Below are 19,199 nucleotides of genomic sequence, written 5' to 3'. Positions count from 1 at the left end.
TTCGGAGCAGTTCTTTGAAGAGGCATCAAAGAACCCCGACGGGCATATGTCAATGGCTTGTCTGGTAATGCTTGTGTTCTCTGACCATCCTGTGAAGAATCGACGCCATGCCACGACCGAGCAGGGCCGCCGAGCGGCGGGCCGAACTCCTCGTCGCCGCCCGGGAGGCGATCGCCGAGCACGGGGTGATCGGCCTCCGTCTGCGGGACATCGCGGACCGGGCGGACATCTCGACCGGTTCGCTGCTCTACTACTTCCCGAACCTCACCGAGCTGCTGTACGAGGTGCAGCGGGCCGCGGTCGAGCGGTTCTGCGCCGACCGGGAGGCCGCGGCCGCGCGGGAGCCCGATCCCCGGCGCCGGCTCGCCGGCCTCATCCGGGCCGGGCTGCCGTCCGGGCGCGAGGACGACCTGTGCTTCCTGATCTACGAGCTCGGTGCCTACGCCCGCACCGATCCCGCCTACGCCGCCCAGCACATCCAGCTCTACGAACGCCAGGTCGCGCTGTACTCCGCCGTGCTGGCGGCCGGCGCGGCGGGCGGCGTGTTCACCCTGACCCGGGACACCACCACGATCGCCCGCAACCTGGTGGCGCTGGAGGACGGCCTCGGCCTGCACCTCACCCACGCCGTGCCCACCTTCACCGCGCCAGTGGCGGAACAGCTGTTACTGGCCTATGCCACCGATTCCACCGGGTGCGCCCTCGACGCGCTCCCCCAGCCGGAAGGAGCCTGAAATGCGCGCGCGTGCGCTTGGCCTGCCGCTGGCCGGCCGGACCGGCCCGCTCAACACGATCACCGACGTGCCGGGAGTCGCCGTCGGCTACACCACACTGATCGAGGGCACCGACGTCCGCACCGGCGTCACCGCGATCCTCCCCCGGCCGCACGACGAGGTCGACGTGCCGTGCGCGGCGGGCTGGTATTCGCTCAACGGCAACGGCGAGATGACCGGCACGAGCTGGCTGACCGAGACCGGGGCGCTGCGGCTGCCGGTGATGATCACCAACACGCACGCGATCGGGCCCGTGCACCGCGGGGTCGTGGACTGGGCGCTGCGGGAGCGGCCGCGCCTCGCGGACCAGTGGCTGCTGCCGGTGGTCGCGGAGACCTGGGACGGCTACCTCAATGACATCAACGGCCCGCACGTGCGGGCGGAGCACGCGATCGCCGCCATCGACGCGGCGCGGCCCGGCCCGGTCGAGGAGGGCTCGGTCGGCGGCGGGACGGGGATGAACTGCTACGCCTTCAAGGGCGGCAGCGGCACGGCGTCCCGGGTGGTCGCCCACGGCGGCGACACTTACACGGTCGGGGTGTTCGTGCAGGCGAACTTCGGGTCCCGGCGGGAGCTGACCGTCTGCGGGGTGCCGGTCGGGGACCGGCTGGGCGCCGACAACCCGATGGAGCACACCGAGTGGCGGACGCCGCCCGGCGCCGGTTCGGTGATCGTCGTCGTCGCCACCGACGCCCCGCTGCTGCCCGGGCAGTGCACCGCGCTGGCCCGCCGCGTGCCACTCGGCCTCGCCCGCACCGGGACCACCGGCTCGCACTTCTCCGGTGACATCTTCCTCGCCTTCTCCACCGCCAACGCCGGCGCGCTGACGATCGGCCCGCCCGAGGGCGACCCCGGCTACGAGCAGCTCCGGTTCGTGCCGTGGAACCGGATGGACGCCTTCTACGCGGCCGTTGCCCCTGCCGTCGAGGAGGCTGTGCTCAACGCCCTTGTCGCCGGCCGCACCATGGTCGGCCGCCGCGGTCACCGGTCCCCTGGGCTGCCGGTTCCCGAGCTGCTCGACGTGCTGAGCTGAGCTCGCGCCCGGTCACGTGCTCGTCGGTGTCGCCGCGGAACGCCGTTCGGCGAGGTCGTCCCGCCCCCTGGGTAAGGTGCCAGGTCACAGGGTTTCGTCGCGGCAGCGGTACGCGGGAGGGTTCGATGGCACGCCAGCGGGACGAGCGGATCGATGACGCCGTGCTGGCCGCGGTGACCGCGCTCGTGCGGGAGGTCGGGTACCCGGCGTTGACCATGGAGGCCATCGCGAAGCGGGCGGGCACCACCAAGCCGGCCATCCGCCGCCGTTGGAAGAGCCAGAAACACCTGGTCGTCGCGGCTATGGCGGACGAGAAGAGCGGTGTCGTGGAGATCGACACGGGGTGCACGCACTGCGACATCGTGGGGCACCTCGAAGCGTTGCGGATCGCGATGGACGACCCCGCGCTGGGCCAAGTGCTCCCGGCGCTGGTGGCCGACCTCGCGGATGACCCGGAGCTGCGGGCGACCTTCCTCACCGCCGTCTGGGGACCCCGGCGGGAAGCCTGCGTCGTCTCCCTGGACCGGGCGAGGGCCCGCGGCGACCTCCGTCCCGGCCTCGACATCGACCTCGTGGTCGACCTGTTCGCCGCCCCCGTCGTCTTCCGGGCGCTCTTCGGCCATCTCGAACTCGGGCCGGAGTTCTCGGAGGACGTCGCGCGCGCCGTGCTGTCCGGGGTGGGCACCGGCGAAGGACCGCTCCACCAGGAACACGGCCGTACGACCTGACCGGCTACCCAGGATCATCCGGCGTCACCGTGCCGGCGCTGCCGTCGACGGTGATCCGCTGGCCGGTGCGGATGCGGCGGGTGGCGTCGCCGACGCCGACCACGGCCGGGATCCCGTGCTCCCGCGCGACGGTGGTGCCGTGCGAGACCATGCCACCGGTCTCGGTGACCAGGGCGGCCGCGGTCAGGAAGAGCGGGGTCCAGCCGGGGTCCGTGGTCGCGGCGACCAGGATCTCGCCGGGCTCGACCCGCGCGCCGTCCGGATCGTGGACGACGCGGGCCGGGCCGGTCGCGACCCCGGCCGCGGCCGCCAGCCCGGTGAGCGCAGCCTCGGCGGAGGCGCGGTCCGGCTGGGGAACGGTGCCATCGGAAAGGATGACGGCGGGCACCCTCGGCCGCCGGCACTCCCGCTCGTAAACGGCCCTGCGCTCGGTGACCAGATCCCGGAAGTCCTCCCCCGCCAACGCTTTCCGCACCTCCGGCAGATCGAGGAACAGGACATCGCCCGCCTTCGCCAGCCGCCCCGCGCCGGCGATCTCCGCGCCGACGAGCAGCAATTGCCGACGCAGCAAGGCGAACCCGCGCATCAGGCAGAGCTTCGGGAATTCCCGCAGCCCGCACAGCTGACGGGTCCGGCGCAGCAGGAACCGCGCGAGCCACGCCCTCGGCGCGCGGGAACGCGGGAGCCGTCCGGTCAGTTCGCCGATCTTCGCTTCCGCGGCGACCGCGGCCGCGGCGAACCGCTTCCCGGCGTCCTGGTCGTCGCCGGTCGCCCGCAGGAAGTTCGCCAGCATCACGAAAACCGGCGCCGGATCGTCGCTCCACCGCGGCACCCCGAAGTCGATTTCCGCAGTGGTGCGGCAGCCGTAGGCTGCGAGGAACTCCCGGATCCCGTCCTGCACGACCGAGGGCAGCTCGCCGGACAGCTGACGGCGCGCCAGCTGTCCGGCGTCGGTTTCGAGCAGCTGCGCGCACAGCGCCGGATCACGCCGCACGGCGACGGCGAGCTGCCACAGCACGAGGTCCATCTCCGTGGTGGGGTTGTGCGGGATTCCCCGGTAGACGGCGGCGATCTCCGCCGGATCGGCATACCCGGCCAGCAGCCTGGCGACGTAGCCGGACACCACGGTCCGCGCGCTGTTGGCGCCGCGCGGCAGGTTCGCCTCGATCTGGCAGACGTCGCGGTGCACGTCCTCCACGAAGCTCAGCCGCTCCTGCGCGGTTGCCTCCACCGGGCCGGCGAACCCGCGCAGCTTCCCCTCCGCCGCCCGGACCACCCGCGCCCGCGCCGCGGACGGCCACAGCAGGGCCGGAACGACGCGCTCCCACCGGTGACGGCCCGGGCCCGGCACCGCTTCGGCCGACGATCCCGGCACCTCAGGAAACCGCGGGTCACTCCCGAGCTGCTCGACCACCTGCCCCGCCGGCGCCGTGAGGTTGTTCATGAACGAGACGACCTTCGGCCGTTTCGCGGCGTGCCGGACGCTGTCGGTGATGTCCCAGTACAGCCACCCGTCCACGTCGGTGACCTCCGCCGAGAAACCCACCGCCACCAGGTACTGCCGCATCCCCTCCTGGCGCTTGCGGACCAGGTACGAGCCCATCGGGGTGAACGGCCGGTCCAGACCCTGGTAAATGTTCACCGATGAGTACGCGCGGACGTCGTGGCCGGCGTGGACCGGGATCGGGAACAGTGTGGTGATCGGCCGCGACTGGGTCAGCCGCAGCCGGCCGTCGTGGCCGATCGCCCACTCGACGTCCTGGGGTGCGCCGAAGTACCGCTCCAGCGACCGGCCGAGCCGCTGCAGCTCACCGAGCCGGGCGGCGGACAGGCAGCCGGTGCCCGCGCCGTCGGCTACGTCGCCGTCGGCTACGTCGCCGTCGGCCGTCAGGCGGTAGTGGTCCGGGGTGACCGTCCCGGAAACCACCGCCTCGCCGAGCCCGGGCGCGGCTTCGACCACCGTCTCGGCGCGGTTCCCGGTCACCGGGTTCGCGGTGTGGAGCACGCCCGCGCACTCCGCGTCGACCATGTGCTGCACGACCACGGCGATCGCGGGACCGCGGCGCCCGACGTCGTGCGCCGCCCGGTACCGCGTCGCCCGCTCGGACCACAGCGACGCCCAGCACTGGCGCACCGCGACGAGGACGGCGTCGGCACCACACACGTCGAGGAAGGTGTCGTACTGTCCGGCGAAGCTGGCGTCCGGCCGGTCTTCGGCGGTGGACGAAGACCGGACCGCGACCGGACCACCCGCGGAAAGCCGTTGGCACGCAAGGCGGACGGCACTCTCCACAGAGGACGGAACCGGCGCCGCGAGAACCAGGCGGCGGACCTTCGCTGACAACTCCGCCAGCCGCGTGACGTCGTCCGCCGGGCAGGATTCCAGCTCGCCGAACGCGGGGTCGTCGGGCCGGAACTCCCGGTAAGCCGTCGTGGTCACACAGAACCCGCCGGGGACGTCGAACCCCGCCGCCAGCATTTCCCCGAGGTTCGCCGCCTTTCCGCCGACCAGGTCCGCCATCGTGGCGCCGACAGCGGTGAGCGGGAGCACCACCGCCGAATCCTCGAACGTCATGGCATCCCCCTATTAGTTTGGTTAGCCTAAGCTTGCAAACTCAACCCGGGTTGAGGTCAAATGGCGGACATGGATCTCCTCCCGATCAGCGAGGTGGCCGCCGGTTTCGGGCTGCGCATCTCGACGCTGCACTACTGGGAGCGCTGCGGGCTGGTCACTCCGCACCGCCGGTCCGGCCGGCGGTGTTACGACCGCGACCAGCTCTACCGGATCGCGCTGCTGCGGGTGTGGCGGGAGACGGGTCAGCTGAGCCTCGACGACATCGCCGCCGCGTTGGGTCTGCGAGCCGCGAGCCGGGGCTGGCGGGACACGGTGTCCGCGCGCATCGAGGCGATCGACGCGGAGGCCGCGCGGCTCGAAACCGCCCGGTCGTACCTGACCCATCTGCTCGACTGCCGGCACGAGGGCGCGCCCGACGAGTGCCCGCAGTTCCGCGAGGAGGTGCAGGTGCCCGTGGTCAGCGGTTCGATGCCTTGACCTCAACCGGAGTTGAGCTGACAGCCTCGCCTGGGTGACCGCGCGAGGCCTGATCAACACCACCGAGATGTACCTCAAGGCGGCTTACGAACTGGCCGAGGACGGGGTGGTCCCGCTGCGCGCGCGGATCGCGGACCGGCTCGCCCAGAGCGCGCCGACGGTGAGCCAGACGGTGGCCCGCCTGGAGCGCGACGGGCTCCTCGAGGTGAGCGAGGACCGGCACCTCGTGCTGTCCGCCGAGGGCCGTCGCCGGGCGACGCGGGTGATGGGCAAGCACCGGCTCGCCGAGGTGCTGCTGTACCGCGTGGTCGGGCTGGACTGGGAGCAGGTGCACGCCGAGGCCTGCCGCTGGGAGCACGTCATGTCGGCTTCCGCGGCGAGGCGCATCTTCGACGTGTGCGGCGGCCCGCGATACGACCCGTACGGAACGCCGATCCCGGGGCTGGCCGACCTCGGCATCGCCGTCGCGCCGCTGCGCGTCCCCGGCGGGATGCGGCCACTGTCCGAAGCCCTGCACCGAGGGCAACGGCCGGTGCGGCTGCACCGGATCAGCGAACGGATCCAGGACGACGTCGGGTTCCTCAGCGCCCTGCGCGGGGCCGGGATCCTGCCCGGGACCACAGTGGAACTGGCCGCGGGGCCGGACCGCCGGGTGCTCGTCCGCACCGCGACCGGGGCCCTGACGCTCGATCCGCGCCAGGCGCGTTTGCTAGTGGTGTGTGACGCCGCCGGGGTTCCGGCGGGGACTCTGCGGGCTCGGCTCGCCACTATCCACTGAGGACAGCGCGGCCGTTCACCGTTGTTTCTGGCGGAGCCCGGCCAGACGGCTCAGTCCCGCTTTCGCTTCCGGCCGGTCGGCCCCGATCGAACGGTCGTGACCGTCGGACAGGTACCCGGCGAGCCCGGCGACCGTCGGGTGCTGGTAGAGGACGACCAGCGGAACCGGTGCGTCCAGTCGCAAGTGGAGGGTGGCGAGGGTGAGGGAATTGCCGCCGAGGTCGAAGAAGTTGTCGTGCACCCCGATTTCCGCGGTCCCCAGCAGGTCGCGCAGGAGGGCGACGAGCTTCCGCTCCCACGGGGTGCGCGGCGGCGGGCCGGCCGACGCCGGGCCGCGTACGGGCGCTGGAAGGGCGCCGCGATCGACTTTCCCGCTGGCCGTGAGCGGCAGGGCGGGAAGCGCGGTCAGGGACGCCGGGATGAGGTGGTACGGCAGGCGGTGGGCCAGCTGCGCGCGGAGGTCGTCCGGGACGCGGGGGACGACGTAGCCGCAGAGCCTCGGAGTACCGTCCTGCCCCTTGTGGACGGTAACCGCGGCCTGCTCCACTTCGGGGTGAGCCGCGAGCGCGGCTTCGACCTGGTGGGGCTCGACCCGGTAACCGTCCACTTTGAACTGTCCGTCCGCGCGGCCGAGCACCTCGACGGCCCCGTCCGCGCGCCGCCGGGCGCGGTCGCCCGTGCGGTGCAGGCGGGCGCCGTGGGCGTACGGATCAGGGATGAACCGGGTCGCGGTGAGGGCCGGGTCCCCGAGGTAGCCGTCGGCGAGGGCCACGCCGCCGACGTACAGCTCGCCCTCGACGCCCGGCGGTACCGGGCGCAGCTCGGGGTCGAGCACCCGGGCGACGACTCCCGCCAGCGGCGTGCCGACGGGCACGATGTCGCCCGCGAAGTCCGGCTCGACGCGATGGGTCAGCGCCGTGATCGTGGTTTCGGTGAGGCCGTAGGCGTTGAGGACCGGGACCGCCGAGGTACGGCACCAGGCGGCGAGCGCGCCCGGGTCGACCTGCTCGCTGCCCACGACCAGCAGGCGCAGCGCCGGGACCACGGGCGCGGTGGCCGCCCAGCGCTGCCAGTAGCCGGACGGCAGGTTGGCGACGGTGATGTCCAGGCGCCGCACCACTTCGGTGAATTCCGCGGGCGCGGGCGGGTCGGGGCAGACGACCACACACGCGCCGGCCAGCAGGGTCGGGAAGACCTCCTCCGCGGCCACGTCGAACGCGATTCCGGCGAACTGCAGCACCCGGTCGCCCGCCACCAGCGCGAGCCGGTCCCGCATCGCCTGGGCGTGGTTGACCAGCGCGGCGTGACCGACCGCGACACCCTTGGGCGCGCCGGTCGAGCCCGAGGTGAAGATGATGTAGGCCGGGCCGTGTCCCGTGTTCGACGGGTCGCTGGTGCTGGGCAGCATCGGCTGTGCGGTCGGGAGGAGCTGGGTCCCGACGCGCGACGAATCACCAGCGCCAGGCGCCACCGACTGCACCGTCGACAGGAGCAGGGCCCCGACGCCCGACGAGTCACCGGCAACGGGCGCCACCGACTCCGCAGTCAAGACCAGCCGAGCCCCAACGCGTGCGATCAGCTCGGCCGCGTGGGCGTCGGAGTGGCGCGGGTCGAGCGGCAGGTAGGCGGCGCCCGCCATGAGCACCCCCAGCAGCGCGGCCGGCACCTCCCGGCCCCGCGGCAGGGACACCGCGACGACGTCGCCCGGCCGGACGCCGTTCTGGTGGAGTTCGCGGGCGATGGCCCGCGCGCGTTCGACCAGCTCGCGGTAGGTGGTGGTGCCGGTCCGGTCGGCCACAGCCGGGGCGTCCGGCGTCGCCAGTGCCTGCCGGGCGACCAGTTCGTGCACCGGGACGGCCGTCGGCCGGGCGGGCTCGGCGACGTCGGCCGGCGGGTCCTCGATCAGGTCGGCCAGGCGGAGCCGCGGATCGCGGGCGCGGCTGAGCACCCCGGCGAAACGCGAGGCCAGGTCGCGGACTTCCGGTGCGCCGAACAGGTCGGTGGCGTAGCCGAACTCGGCGTCCAGATCACCGCTGCCGTCCGCCGCGAGGGACACCACGGCGTCCAGGTCGAACTTCGCGGGCAGCGGCGGGGCGGGCAACGCGGTGGCGGTGAGGCCGGCGAAGCGCGGGCAGGCCGGCGAGCCGGGTTCGAAGCCGAAAGTGGCTTGCACCAAGGGAAGCCCGGCCGGGTCGCGCGGCAGACGGAGGCCGTCGACCAGTGCGTCGAACGGGATCTGGTGGTCGAGCGCGGCCAGTAGCGCGCCGCGCACGCGGCTGACCAGGCCGTCGAAAGTGGGGTTGCCCGACAGGTCGACTCTGACCGGGACCGTGGTGACGAACAAGCCGACGACCTGCTCCAGCTCCGGCGTCGAACGGGTGGAGGCCGGGACCCCGACCACCACGTCGTAACGGCCGGTCGCCCGGCCCAGCACCAGCGCGTACGCCGCGAGCAGGACGACAAACGGGGTCGTCCGCGGCGGGGTCCGGATCAGGTCATGGGCGAGCGTGAAGCGATGCGACGCGCTGTCGATCGAGCGCGGGCCGCTCCCCCGCGCGCCGGGCGGGAACCCGAGTGCGGCCGGGGCTTCGTCGAGGGTGTCTCGCCACCACTGGACCGACGAGCCGGCCACGGGGCCGTCCGGGCCGGGGATTTCCAGCGGCGGACGTGGTTCCGCGCCCGAATAGGCCTCGCCCAGCTCGTCGAACAGCAGGCGCACGGACCAGCCGTCGCAGATGATGTGGTGCAGCTGCAGGGCCAGCACGTGGTCCTCGGGGCCGAGGCGGATCACCCGGGCCCGCCACAACGGCCCTTCGGCCAGATCGAACGGCTCCAGCGCCCACCCGTCGAGGAGCGCGGCGAAAGCGTCACCGCTGCTTTCGGTCACCGTCAGGGAAACTGACGCCGGAGCCGCGACGTGCCGGTACGGCGCTCCCTCGTGCACGGGGAAAGTCGTCCGAAGGGCCTCGTGTCGTGCGGCCAGCGAGGTCAGCGAACGCTCCAAAGCCAGCCGGTCGAGCGGGCCGGAGAGCCGCACGGCGAGCGGGACGTTATAGACGGCGCTGCCCGGATACAGCCGGTCCAGATACCACAGTGAATGCTGAGCGGCGGTCAACGGCGGGTACCCGCTGGATGGGACGGCCGCACGGGAATGCCTCATCCGACCGATCTCAGACATAACGACGATGACTCCTCAGACTGAATAAAATTCGCACGGATTAATCGCGCTTCGCGTTATTATCCTCCGAAAGAAAGATGGCATCATGCTCCGGTCGGGTGTAACCTCGCTCACATCACAAGTGGGTGACGGCGTTCACTCGAATGCTGGCACAAACTCCGACCCGCAGTGTCTATAGTCGAAGCGTGTCAATCAAAAAATCAGTCGCATGAGCGCGGAATTCACCGGCGGAGAGACACGGGAAACCCTCGCGATACCCGCCATTCAGACCGTGGTCACCCGGATCTGGGAAGAAGTACTGCGGATAGACGGTGTCACAGCCACCGATGACTTCTTCGAGCTGGGAGGCCATTCACTCGCTGCTTCGCAGGTCATTTCCCGGATGACGAGAGATTTGCACGTCCGCCTCACACTGGCGGAATTCTTCGAAAGGCCGACTGTGCGCGAACTGTCCGAATTCGCGCACGCCGCCGCGCCGGAACGGTCTTGAGCAGCGCGGTCAGCCGCTTGTCCCCAGCCCAGGAACAATTGTGGTTCCTGTGGCGGCTGCGGCCGGAAAGCGACGAGTACAACGTGGTCAAGGCCGTGCGGCTGCGCGGCCGGCTCGAGGTACCGGCTCTGGAACGCGCACTGGCTTCACTGGCCGAACGGCACGAGCTGCTGCGGGCCACTTTCCCGGAGTCCGACGGCCGGCCCGTCCTGCGGATCAGCCCGCCGGGCCCGGTGCCGCTAAAGGTATCGCGGGTGGCAGGCGAAGCGGCGCTCGACGAAGCCGTCGCGGCGCTCGTCCACGAGCCCTTCGATCTGGTCGAGGGCCCAGTACTTCGGGCACACCTGCTGCAGGTCGCCGAAGACGACCACGCGCTCGTGCTGGTCCTGCACCACATCGTCGCCGACGGCTGGTCGGTCGGGCTGATCGACGAGGACCTGGCCGCCTTCTACGGCGCGACCGGCCCGTTGCCACAGCCGGGCCGCAGTTACCGGGAGTGGGCCGAGCGGGAGCCGGAACAAGAGGAAGCGCTCGCCTACTGGCGGCAATCGCTGACGGGCGCGCCCCCGCGGTCCGGCCTGCCCGGTTCTCGGCCCCCCGAACCCGTTTCCGGTGGTGCCAGCTGTCCGGTGGCACTGTCCGGGGACCTCCTCACGCTCGCCGACGCGGTCGCGGCCCGGCACCGGGTCACGAGAACCGCCACGCTGCTGGCCGCGTACGCCGTGCTGCTGGCCAGGATGTCCTCGGCCGACGACGTCGTGATCGGCGTGCCGTCGAGCGGCCGGACCGACCTCGCGGTCGAGCGGGTGGTGGGCCTGTTCGTCACCATGCTGCCCGTCCGGGTCCGGCTCACCCCGGGCCTGACGTTCGCGCAGCTGCTCGGCCAGGTCCGCGACACCCTGCTCGACGGCCAGGAAAACCAGGAAGTGCGTTTCGACGACCTGGTCGAGCAGTTACGACCGGACCGGTCCGCCGGGACACACCCGTTCTTCCAGACGGCGATGAGCTACTCGGAGCCGCCGGATGACGAGCCGGGGCTGCCGGGGCTGGCCGCCTCCGCAGTGCCGCTTCCCGCCCGTACCCCGGCTTTCGACCTCATCCTGCGCGTGACCTGGCCGCAAGCGTCGTTCGATTACCGGACGGACGTCTACGACGCCGCCACCGTCGAATCGGCCGCCGCCCGCTATGTCCGCGTGCTCGCCGCGGCACTGGACGCGCCGGACACCCCGGTCTCGCGGCTCCCGCTGCTGTCCGCCGCGGAGCACCGGACGCTGACCCACGAACGCCAGCCCGGCGAGGCCGCGACACCGGTGGAAACGCTGATCGCCGCGCAGGTCCGTGCGGCTCCGCACGCGGTCGCGGTGCGAACCGCCGACGGGGAACTGACTTACGGCGACCTCGACCGCCGGGCCGGTGAAGTCGCCGGAAGGCTGCGCGAGGCCGGAGCGCGGCCGGGCACGCTGGTCGCGACCCTGCTGCCCCGTGGCGCCGAGCTGGTGATCGCCCACCTGGCGATCCTGAAGTCCGGCGCCACCTGCGTCCCGCTCGACCCCGCCCAGCCGCCGGCCCGGCTGGCCTCGATCCTGGACGAGGCGGGCCCGCTGGTGACGCTGGCCGACCTCGACAACGTGCGCGCGACCCGGCTACCGGGCAACGGGCCCGGTGATGCCGCCTACGTGGTGCACACCTCCGGCTCGACCGGCCGGCCGAAAGGCGTGGTGGTCGAACGCGCCGGGCTGGCGAACCTCGTTGCGTGGCACCACCGGGAGTTCGGCCTCGGCCCGGGCGACCGGGCGACGATGATCGCCGCGCCCGGCTTCGACGCGTCCCTGTGGGAGATCTTCGCCGCGCTGACCGCCGGGGCGACGCTGGAGGTGCCGCCCGCCGAACTGCTGCACAGTCCGGACGAACTGCGCGAGTGGCTGTCGGAGCGGCGGATCACCACCACGTTCCTGCCCACTCCCCTGCTCGAGAACATCCTGCCGTGGACCGCGGGCCACGCGCCCCGGTCCGTGCTGACCGGCGGGGACCGGCTGCACGCGGTCCCCGGGCCCCTGCCGTTCCGGCTGGTCAACAACTACGGGCCGACCGAGTGCACCGTGGTGGCCACCTCCGGCACCGTCGGCCCAGACGGCGGCCTGCCCACGATCGGGCATTCCCTGCCGGGCATCGACGCCTTCGTGCTGGACGCCGAGCTGCAGCTCGTCCCGGACGGCGTCACCGGCGAGCTGTACCTGGGCGGCACGGGTCTGGCCCGGGGCTATCTCGGACGGCCGTCACTCACCGCGGACCGGTTCGTGCCGCACCCGTTCGCCGAGCGGCCGGGACAGCGTCTCTACCGCACCGGTGACCTGGTCCGCCGCCGTCCCGGCGGCGCGCTGGAGTTCCTGGGCCGCAACGACGCGCAGGTGCAGGTGCGCGGGTTCCGCGTCGAGGCGGGCGAGATCGAGAACGTGCTGCGCACTCACCCCCGCGTGCGCGACGCCGTGGTCGTGCCGGACGGGAACGGGCTCACCGCGTACCTGGTCGGCGCCGACGGCCTGGCGCCCTCCGAGCTGCACGAGCACACCGGCCGGGCGCTGCCGCAATACATGCGCCCGCACCGTTACTTCGTGCTGCCCGGTTTTCCGCTCAACTCCAACGGAAAGGTCGACCGGACGGCGCTGGACGCCGGCGCGGCCGAACTCCGCCCGGACCGGCCGGGGTTCACCACCGGCGCCGAGGAGCTGGTCGCCCGCGTGTGGTCCGCGGTACTGGGCCACGACGCGTTCGGCCGGGACGACAACTTCTTCGACGTCGGCGGGCATTCGCTGCTGCTGACCACGGTCAGCGCCCGGCTGCGCCGGGAACTCGGCCACGCCGTGCCCGTCACCGACCTCTACGCCCACCCCACCGTCGCGGGATTCGCCCGGCACCTGGACAGCCCGGCCGCCGGCCGGCCGCGAGTGGACCGGGGTAACCACCGCCCGGCACGACTGCACCCCGTGCGCAGCCGCGCCCGCGCCGAAAGGACCGATCAGTTGACCGACACCGACACGCACCTGGCTGTGATCGGCATGGCCTGCCGGTTCCCCGGCGCCGCCACCCCCGAGCAGTTCTGGCTCAACCTGGCCGGCGGGGTCGACTCCGTCCGCGACTTCTCCGCCGAAGAGCTGGCGGAATGGGGCGAGGACCCCGCGCTGCGGTCGGACCCCCGGTACGTCACCGCGCACGGCATCGTCGAAGGGATCGGTGATTTCGACGCCGACTTCTTCGGCATCACCACCCGGGACGCCGCGATCCTGAACCCGCAGCACCGGGTTTTCCTGGAGCTGGCCTGGGAAGTACTGGAGCGGGCCGGGTACGACCCGGCGGACGTGCCCGGCGTGGTGGGGCTCTACGCCGGGGCCGGGCGTAACGGCTACGCCCGGCTGGTCGAGTCGCAGGCCGACCGTTTCCCCGGCCTGGACGAGCTTTCGCTGAGCCTGTCCAACGAACCCGAGCACCTGGTGACCCGGGTCAGTTACGCACTCGGGCTGACCGGGCCGAGCGTCGCGGTGCAGACAGCGTGCTCGACGTCGCTGGTCGCCGTGCACGAGGCCGGCCGGGCCCTGCTGGCCGGGGACTGCGACTTCGCGCTGGCGGGCGGGGTCACGCTGCGGGTGCCGCGCAGCGGCTACTGGTTCAAGGAGGGCGGCACGATGTCGCCCGACGGCCGCTGCCGCACCTTCTCCGAGGACGCGCGGGGAATCGTGGCGGGCGACGGCGCCGGGATCGTGGTGCTGCGCCGGCTGAACGACGCCCTCGACGACGGTGACCACGTCCACGCGGTCATCCGCGGCACGGCCGTGAACAACGACGGCCGCCAGCGGGCGGGCTACACCGCGCCGGGAGTGCACGGGCAGGTCGAGGTGGTCCGCATCGCGCACTCGATCGCCGAGGTGGCGCCGGACTCCATCGGCTACGTCGAGGCGCACGGCACCGGCACGCCAGTGGGCGACCCGATCGAGGTGACCGCGCTGGCCGAAGCGTTCGGCGAGGTGCCGGCGGGCAGCGTCGCGCTCGGCTCGGTCAAGACGAACGTCGGGCACACCGACACCGCGGCGGGCGTCGCGGGGCTGATGAAGGCCGCGCTGGCGCTGGAACACCGGACGCTGCCGGCGACCCTGCACCACACCGCGCCCAATCCCCGCATCGACTTCACGTCGAGCCCGTTCGAGGTGACGGCCGAGAACCGGGCGTGGCCCGGCTCCGGGCTTCCGCGCCGCGCCGGCGTCAGCTCGTTCGGCATCGGCGGCACCAACGCGCACGCCGTGCTGGAGGAAGCACCGCCCGGCCCGGTACCGGCCCCGGCCTCGGAAGCCGTGCTGCTGGTGCTTTCCGCCCGCACGCCCGCGGCACTGTCCACAATGGCCACCGAGCTGGCGGCGCACCTGCGCGCGCATCCGGGGCTGCCGCTCGACGACGTCGCCGCCACCCTCCAGCGCGGGCGGCACACGTTCGCGCACCGGTGGCAGCTGGCCTGCGGCGATGTCGAACAGGCCGTCGGCGCGCTGGCCTCGGTCACCGGCCGCGAGTCCGGGGCCCGGCCGCCGGTGGCCTTCCGGTTCCCGCCGATCTCCGGCGACGAGGGCTGGAGCAAGGTGCTCGACCGTTTCCCCGTGTTCCGGGCCGCGGTCGAGGAATGCCGGTCGATCAGCCTGGACGCCGAAGCGTTCGCGATGCGGTACGCGCTGGGCAAGCTGCTCGTCGACTGGGGCGTGGAGCCGGACACGATCAGCGGCGACGGCACCGGTGAATCGGTCGCGGCCTGCGTCACCGGCGCGCTGCCGTTGGCCGAAGGGATCGCGCGGACCACCCACCGGGAAACGGGCACCACCAGCGTGCTCGACCTGGAATTCGACGGCCGGCGCGTGTCGCTCACCGACGAAGGCGAGCCGCTGCGCGCCCTGTTGGACGCCGTCGGCCAGCTGTGGCAGGCGGGCGTGCGCATCGACTGGGCGCGCGTGCACGCCGGGACGCCCCGGCAGCGGGTGGTGCTGCCGACCTACCCGTTCGAACGCCGTGAGCACCTGGTTCGCCCGGAGGCACCGGCAGTGACCACGGCTCCGGCCACCAGCGTTTCCGGCCCGGTCGAACCCGCCCTGCTCCGGCTGTTCCAGCAGGTGCTCGGGGTGGAGGAGGACGTCGAAAACCCGGACTTCTTCGAGCAGGGCGGCGATTCGCTCGCGGCCGTGCAGCTGATGGCGCTGGTCGACGAGCAGTTCGAGGTGGCGCTGACGCTGGAGGACGTGTTCGAGGAGCCGACGGTCCACGGGCTCGCCCAGGTCGTCGACCGGTACCGGGCCGAGGCCGAGGCATGACCGCCACCACCGCCACCCGGCTGCTGCCGACGTCGTTCGCGCAGCGCCGGCTCTGGATGCTCGACCAGATCGGCGAAACCGGCTCGGCCTACCACCTGGTGACCGCGTTGCGCCTGCACGGCCCGGTCGGCGTCACCGCGTTACGCCAGGCGCTGGCGGCGGTGGCCGACCGCCACGAGGCGCTGCGCACCACCTTCACCGTGGTCGACGGCGAGCCCTTCCAGCAGGTGGCCACGGAGCTGTCGCCGGAGCTGGCCGTTCGCGAAGTCGGCGGCGAAGCGGCGGCCCGCGAGGCGGTCGAGCAGGAGATCGCGCGCCCGTTCGCGCTGACGACCGGGCCTCTGGTCCGCGTCGCTTTGCTGCGGCTGGGCGAAAACGACCACGTGCTGACCGTGGTCTGCCACCACATCGTCTGCGACGGCTGGTCGATGGCCCTCGTCGTCGACGAGCTGGCGGCGCTGTACGCGGGCGCCGAGCTGGAGCCGGCGACGCAGTTCGGCGAGTTCGCCGTGCGGCAGCGGGAAAAGCTCGCCGGTGACCGGTTGCGCACCGAGCTGGACCATTGGCGGGACCGGCTCACGGGCGCTCCCGAGCTGCTGGCCCTGCCGACCACCCACCCCCGGGCCGCGACGCAGGGGTTCGCCGGCGCCACGCACCGCACCCCGCTCGACGCCGAGCTGTGGGCCGAAGTGCGCGCCGCGGCGGTACGCACACGGGTGACGCCGTACATCCTGCTGCTGTCGGCGTACGCGGTGCTGCTGTCCCGGTTGACCGGGTCGCGCGACGTGGTGATCGGCAGCCCGAGCGCGGGCCGCTCCGGGGCGTCGCTCGGACCGGTGGTCGGCATGTTCGTCAACACGATGCCGATCCGCGTGGAGCTGGCCGCGGACCCCACGTTCGCCGAGGTGCTCAAGCACGTGCGGCACGCGGTCCTCGACGCCGTCGCCCACCAGGACGTGCCGCTGGACCGGATCGTCGCCGACCTGGTGCGGCACCGGGCCGGCGGCCACGACCCGTTGTTCCAGACCATGTTCGCCGTCCAGCAGCCGGCGCCGGCGCCGGAGTTCGCGGGGCTGGCCGCGGAGATCTTCCCGGTGCCGACGGCGAGTGTGTTCACCGACCTGTGGCTGGAGATCCGGCCGGACGCCGACGGGGCCGACTGCGCGCTGCACTACCGGACGGAGCTGTTCGACGCCGCCGACATCGAGCGCACGGCACGGCGGTTCCTGACCGTGCTGCGCACCGCGCTGGCCGAGCCGGGCACCCCGTTGTCCCGCTTCGAGCTGTCCGACGAGGGGGAACGCGCGCGCATCCTGAACGAGTGGAGCCGCGGCGGCGACGCCCACCCGTGGACCGAGCCCGTGCACGAACTCATCCAGCGCCAGGCCCTGGCCACGCCGGACGCGACCGCGGTCGTCTTCAAGGACGAGCAGCTGTCGTACAACGGACTGGTGCGTCGTGCCGGGACGCTCGCGCGGCGGCTGGCTTCGCACGGCGCGGGCCGGGACACCGTGGTCGCGCTGTGCCTGGACCGCGGCCTCGAGCTGGTGACCTCCGTCGTCGGCGTGATGGCCGCGGGAAGCGCTTACTTGCCGCTGTCGCCGGAGGATCCGCCGGCCCGCATTGACGCGGTGCTCCGCGCGACGGGGGCGTCCCTGGTACTGGCCACAAAGGACACTGCGCCGGACACGACCGGCGTGCCGGTGCTACTGGTGGACGAGCTGGGCGACGACGGCGTCGAGGCGCCCATGGCCCAGCGCGCGGTGGACCCGGCCGACCTGGCGTACGTGATCAGCACCTCCGGCTCGACCGGGCCGCCGAAGCCGGTGGCGGTGCCGCACCGGGGCCTGGCCAACCGGATCGCCAACCAGCGCCGGGCCCATCCGCTGGCCGCGGACGACCGGGTGCTGCACAAGACGCCCACGACGTTCGACGTGTCCGTGTGGGAGCTGCTGTGGCCGCTGACCACGGGCGCGGCGCTGGTCGTCGCGGAGCCGGGCGGGCACCGCGACCCGGCGTACCTGGTGGACCTCATCGAGCGCGAGGCGGTGACCACCGTGCACTTCGTGCCGCCGATGCTGGAGGCGTTCCTCGGCGAGCCCGACCTGCACCGCTGCGGATCGCTCCGCCGGGTGCTGTGCAGCGGGCAGGCGCTGCCCGCCGCGTTGCGCGACCGCTGTCTTTTGTTGCTGCCAGTGCGATTGATCAACCTCTACGGCCCGACCGAGGCCTCGATCGAGGTCACCGGCTGGGAGTGCCGGGCCGCCGACGGCCCCCGGGTGCCCATCGGCCGGCCGCTGGCGGGGGTGGAGACCTACGTGCTCGACGCCGAACTGCGCCCGGTGCCGCCGGGGGTGACCGGGGAGCTGTTCCTCGGCGGCGTCGCGCTGGCCCGCGGTTACCTCGGGCTCGCGGCGGCCACCGCGGAGCGGTTCGTGCCGCACCCGTTCGCCAGGCGGCCGGGACAGCGCCTGTACCGCACCGGCGACCTGGTGCGGTGGCGGCCGGACGGCGCGCTCGACTACCTGGGCCGCAACGACCAGCAGGTCAAGGTGCGCGGCGTGCGGGTCGAACTCGGCGAGATCGAGAACGCGCTGCGCGAGCACCCGGAGGTCCGCGACGCCGCGGTGACCGCCACCGAGCGCGGCCTCACCGCGTACCTGGTGCCCCGCGGCGACGGCGATCCGGCCGGGCCGGTGCGCGAGCGGCTGCGGGCGCGGCTGCCGGGATACCTGATGCCGTCCCGGTTCGTGGTGCTGCCCCGGCTTCCGCTGGGCCGCAGCGGCAAAGTGGACCGCGCGGCGCTTCCCGAGCCGGCGTTGGCCGAGGCCGCGCGCGCGGAGCCTCGCGACGAGCTGGAGCGGACGCTGGTGGGCATCTGGCTGCGGGTGCTGGACCGCGCTTCGGTCGGGCCGGACGAGGACTTCTTCGCCATCGGCGGCGACTCGCTCAAGGGCATCCAGGTCGTGCACCGGGCCCGCGAGGCCGGGCTGCGGCTGAGCGTCGGCGACATCTTCCGGAACCCGACCGTCGAGGATCTGGCGGCTCACCTGCGGAGCGCGCGATGACCCGCTGGCTGCTGCGGTTCCCGCCGCGCCCGGCCGCGGCGCTGAGGCTGGTGTGCGTGCCGGGCGCGGGCTGCTCGGCGTCGATGTTCCACGGCTGGGCGCGGCTGCTGCCCGACGAGGTCGAGGTCTGCGCCGTGCAGCCGCCCGGCCGCGGCGCGCGGTTGCGGGAGGAGCCGCTCACCCGGATGGCGCCGTTCGCGGACGGGCTGGCCGAGGCGGTGGCCGACGACCCGAGCCGGCCGGTGGTGGTGCTGGGGCACAGCCTCGGCGCGCTGATCGCGTTCGAGGCGGCCGCCCGGCTCGTCCGGTCCCCGGCGACGGTGGCCGCACTGGTCGTGGCGGCGCACCGGGCGCCCGCGCGGGGCAACGCCGGGTTCGCCGGGCACCTCCTGACCGAGGACGAGATGCTGGCGGTGGCCACCGGGCTCGGCGGGACGACCGAGGGCGCCCTGGCCGACCCGGGCGTCCGGCGCACCGCGGTCCGCGCGCTGCGGGCCGACTTCGAGCTGGACTACCACTACCGCCACCACGACCCGGTGCCGCTCCCCCTGCCGATCACCGTGTACGGCGGGGACGCGGACCCCGTTGTGTCCACTGAGGACCTCGAAGGCTGGCGGGCGCACACCAGCGGCGCGTTCCGCACGCGGGTCTTCGCCGGCGGCCACTTCTTCCAGGACGGACCGGGCCGCGCCGAAATGTTCGGCGACCTGTCCGCCCTCTTGCTCGACCATGTCCGACAACTTCAATCGACCCGGTGA

At 72.9% G+C, this 19,199-nt stretch carries 11 protein-coding genes; 9 read left to right on the top strand and 2 right to left on the bottom strand.

Translation table 11 applies throughout. From position 1 onward, the window contains the following. The first annotated feature begins 107 nt into the window (after positions 1 to 107). The 3 genes from OG943_RS07835 (at position 108) to OG943_RS07825 (ending at position 2,534) form a co-directional block, all read left to right on the top strand. The gene (locus OG943_RS07835) at positions 108 to 734 is read left to right on the top strand and encodes a TetR/AcrR family transcriptional regulator (RefSeq protein ID WP_328609023.1); all 627 of its coding nucleotides are present in this window, start codon (positions 108 to 110) and stop codon (positions 732 to 734) included. Position 735: 1 nt separating this feature from the next. Beyond that, on the top strand, positions 736 to 1,806 hold the full coding sequence (locus OG943_RS07830) for a DmpA family aminopeptidase (RefSeq protein WP_328609022.1): 1,071 nt from the start codon (positions 736 to 738) through the stop codon (positions 1,804 to 1,806). A 125-nt stretch (positions 1,807 to 1,931) separates the two neighbouring features. Next, complete coding sequence (locus OG943_RS07825) at positions 1,932 to 2,534, top strand: TetR/AcrR family transcriptional regulator (protein WP_328609021.1); 603 nt, start codon at positions 1,932 to 1,934, stop codon at positions 2,532 to 2,534. A gap of 4 nt (positions 2,535 to 2,538) precedes the next feature. Here the strand turns inward: OG943_RS07825 and OG943_RS07820 are convergent, their stop codons facing one another. After that, complete coding sequence (locus tag OG943_RS07820) at positions 2,539 to 5,109, bottom strand: PEP/pyruvate-binding domain-containing protein (protein WP_328609020.1); 2,571 nt, start codon at positions 5,107 to 5,109, stop codon at positions 2,539 to 2,541. A 69-nt stretch (positions 5,110 to 5,178) separates the two neighbouring features. Between OG943_RS07820 and OG943_RS07815 the strand changes: the two genes are divergently transcribed. Together OG943_RS07815 and OG943_RS07810 are read left to right on the top strand one after the other, a co-directional pair. Then, positions 5,179 to 5,586: a MerR family transcriptional regulator gene (locus tag OG943_RS07815; protein ID WP_328609019.1), complete on the top strand. Its 408-nt coding sequence runs from the start codon at positions 5,179 to 5,181 to the stop codon at positions 5,584 to 5,586. A gap of 34 nt (positions 5,587 to 5,620) precedes the next feature. Continuing rightward, on the top strand, positions 5,621 to 6,364 hold the full coding sequence (locus OG943_RS07810; RefSeq protein WP_328609018.1) for a metal-dependent transcriptional regulator: 744 nt from the start codon (positions 5,621 to 5,623) through the stop codon (positions 6,362 to 6,364). A gap of 15 nt (positions 6,365 to 6,379) precedes the next feature. Here the strand turns inward: OG943_RS07810 and OG943_RS07805 are convergent, their stop codons facing one another. Continuing rightward, positions 6,380 to 9,523, bottom strand: coding sequence for a non-ribosomal peptide synthetase (locus OG943_RS07805; protein WP_328609017.1), 3,144 nt, complete (start codon positions 9,521 to 9,523; stop codon positions 6,380 to 6,382). A 226-nt stretch (positions 9,524 to 9,749) separates the two neighbouring features. On the opposite strand from OG943_RS07805, the gene OG943_RS07800 reads away from it, so the two are divergent. Genes OG943_RS07800 through OG943_RS07785 form a run of 4 tightly spaced genes read left to right on the top strand, consistent with a single transcriptional unit; the run spans position 9,750 to position 19,199 of the window. After that, positions 9,750 to 10,031, top strand: a complete 282-nt coding sequence (locus OG943_RS07800; protein ID WP_328609016.1) for a phosphopantetheine-binding protein — start codon at positions 9,750 to 9,752, stop codon at positions 10,029 to 10,031. 17 nt (positions 10,032 to 10,048) lie between these two features. Then, positions 10,049 to 15,373 (top strand): non-ribosomal peptide synthetase, encoded by a 5,325-nt coding sequence (locus tag OG943_RS07795; RefSeq protein WP_328609015.1) that lies wholly within the window; start codon positions 10,049 to 10,051, stop codon positions 15,371 to 15,373. Then, entirely contained in the window at positions 15,370 to 18,441 is a 3,072-nt protein-coding gene (locus OG943_RS07790) for an amino acid adenylation domain-containing protein (RefSeq protein WP_328609014.1), read from the top strand. Before OG943_RS07795 ends, OG943_RS07790 begins: the two co-directional genes overlap by 4 nt. Beyond that, positions 18,438 to 19,199 carry a thioesterase II family protein gene (locus OG943_RS07785; RefSeq protein WP_328609013.1) on the top strand — a complete coding sequence of 254 codons (762 nt, stop codon included), beginning with the start codon at positions 18,438 to 18,440 and terminating at the stop codon, positions 19,197 to 19,199. The genes OG943_RS07790 and OG943_RS07785 overlap by 4 nt, the downstream gene beginning before the upstream one ends.

The sequence above is a fragment of the Amycolatopsis sp. NBC_00345 genome, from assembly GCF_036116635.1.
Classification (GTDB): domain Bacteria; phylum Actinomycetota; class Actinomycetes; order Mycobacteriales; family Pseudonocardiaceae; genus Amycolatopsis.
This window is presented reverse-complemented; position numbering and strand designations above follow the sequence as displayed.